At 65.1% G+C, this 2,166-nt stretch carries 2 protein-coding genes and 1 pseudogene; 1 reads left to right on the top strand and 2 read right to left on the bottom strand.

Going from position 1 to position 2,166, the window contains the following annotated elements:
* Together ACWEO7_RS39295 and ACWEO7_RS39290 are read right to left on the bottom strand one after the other, a co-directional pair.
* Nucleotides 1-138 (bottom strand): annotated as a pseudogene (locus ACWEO7_RS39295) (DUF4158 domain-containing protein); the annotation flags it as partial.
* A 271-nt stretch (nucleotides 139-409) separates the two neighbouring features.
* Nucleotides 410-1,315, bottom strand: coding sequence for an aminoglycoside phosphotransferase family protein (locus ACWEO7_RS39290; protein WP_452430897.1), 906 nt, complete (start codon nucleotides 1,313-1,315; stop codon nucleotides 410-412).
* A gap of 291 nt (nucleotides 1,316-1,606) precedes the next feature.
* Between ACWEO7_RS39290 and ACWEO7_RS39285 the strand changes: the two genes are divergently transcribed.
* Entirely contained in the window at nucleotides 1,607-2,110 is a 504-nt protein-coding gene (locus ACWEO7_RS39285) for a recombinase family protein (protein WP_452430895.1), read from the top strand.
* Nucleotides 2,111-2,166 lie beyond the last annotated feature (56 nt).

Here is a 2,166-nt window from a genome sequence, read left to right as displayed (position 1 = left end):
GACCCCGGCCGCGGCCCGGATCCACGAATGCCAGATCAGCCGGGGCCAGCGTGAAATACCGGAACAACTCCTCGCGGCTGATCTCCGGGAACCCCGCAGACGCTCCAACTCCTCATCCGCGAACACCCGCGTCGCCACGAACCCCAACCTCCAGCACGCCGATCAACCCTCATCGGCAGCCAAGCCAAGCACCAACCACCCAACCCCGCACCCCAAACACAAAAACCCTGCTCTACCAGCCCGCTACGCCATATCCGCCCGAAATTCGGCCGATACTACGGCGACCCCTATTCTCGCAGCGTTAGGTGGCGACGATGACGAGGGTGCTGCGGGCGGTTTTGTGACTCGCAGCTGTTGATGGCGGTGTTTCGCACTGTCGTATGGCACCAGTGGCCGTAGGTGCGCCTGCTCACCGAGCATTCAACAACTGCCGCGCCACCTCCAGGTGATCCGGCACCAGGGGACGCTTGTCCTTGATCTCCCAGAGGGAGTTCTGCAATACCCGTCCCAGCGTCCATGCTTTGGCTCGCTGCCGATCGAGCCCGAGGATCTCGGTCATCGCGTCGAAGCGCCAGAGCACGTCGCCGGCGTCGAAACTGTTATCGAGGGCAGGAAAGAGCTCGAAACCAGGATCCCCGGCAAGCGGCTTCGGGTCGATGGCCAGCCATGGTTCACGATCGCCGGCGAGCACATTCTCAAAGTGCAGGTCCCAGTGCAACAGCTGCTCACCGGGTTCGCCCATGACCTCGCGCACCGCGCCCCCACACCGGTCGAGCAGTGCACGCTCGGCCGGGTCGCCGACCACTGTGAGTGCATGCGGAAGGTCGGTGACCATCTGCGCCGCGATATCGCCCAGGCGCCGCATTCCCGCCGGTGCCGTGACGGCGGTCAGCCGGGCGAGCAGTTCAGCGATGACGAGCACTGCCTGTCGCGTGTGCGCGGTCCCCCGATCGCACATCGTCGAAAGCATCCGGTCCGAGTCGAGACGTTCGAGCAGCAGTGTCCCCGTCTGGTTGTCGTAGTCGAGAAGGCGCGCGGCGCCGCGGCCGGCCCACAACCCCAGGGCCTCGGGTTCTCCTTCGGTCTCCTGGTCCAAGTGCTGGAACTTGATCGCGGCAGGCCCGCCATCGGGCAGTACCACTGGCAGAACAAGCGCGGCCATGCCGTGCATCGAGGGACCGTCGACCCGCAGCTGCCACCGCTGAAGGAGCTCTTCTATGCGTGCGGGCAATGCTGCGATGAAAGCGCGACCGGCCTCACCCGCATACGTGAACTGCGACTCGATCAGTCCGGCGGGTATGGGGATGTCGATCACGCCTGCACATGCTAGCCACGCGCAGAAATCCGGGCACGAGCATTTTCGGTGTCGGTCGCCAGTATCTATGCGCGGTGGATGCACCGTCCAGGTCGGTCCTGCTGTTGCTCACCGGCGATCGGCCGTCGGTCGTGGAGCCTGGCTCTGGGGAGAGACACCCCTGGCAATGTCTCGTCAAAATCGTTCGCGAGACACTCTCGGCCGCAGCAAGTTTCCGCAGGCCAGGTCTGTAACGGTTGCCGTGTACGCGCCAACGTCAACCTGTCGGGGGTTCGCATTACACTCCGCGCCATGCGAATCGGCTACGGGCGGGTCTCCACCCGCGATCAGCATCCCGAGGCCCAGCACGACGCGCTCACCGCGGCCGGATGTGAGCAGATCTTCCTCGACAAGGTCTCCGGCAAACTCGCCTCCCGCCCCGAACTCGACAAGGCGCTGCTGGTGGCCAACCGCGAAGGCGATCAACTGGTGGTCACCAAACTCGACCGGCTCGGCCGCTCCCTCGAGCACCTCATCGAACTGTCCAACACCCTCCAGACACGCGGCGTCGACCTGGTGGTCCTCGACCAGGGCATCGACACCTCCACCGCGGTAGGGCGCATGTTCTTCCAGATCCTCGGCGCCATCGCCGAATTCGAACACGCCCTGATGTCCGAACGCACCCGCGACGGCCTGGCCGCCGCCCGCGCCCGCGGACGCACCGGCGGCCAGAAACCCAAACTCGGGCCACGGCAAGTCCAACTGGCCCGGGCGATGTATGAACCGTCCTGGACTGGCTGGAGACTCCTGATATAGCAAGGGAGACTGTCAGCCATGGCGGCACCACGGAAGTTCGACGAGGAGACTCGCGC

It is taken from the genome of Nocardia sp. NPDC004260, assembly GCF_053603155.1.
The sequence above is the reverse complement of the archived record's forward strand: the minus strand, read 5'-3'. Positions and strand labels throughout refer to the sequence as shown.

What these genes read in the sequence shown, in the direction of transcription:
- ACWEO7_RS39285 (WP_452430895.1), top strand. Translation starts at nt 1,607, where the DNA reads ATGCGAATCGGCTACGGGCGGGTCTCCACCCGCGATCAGCATCCCGAG.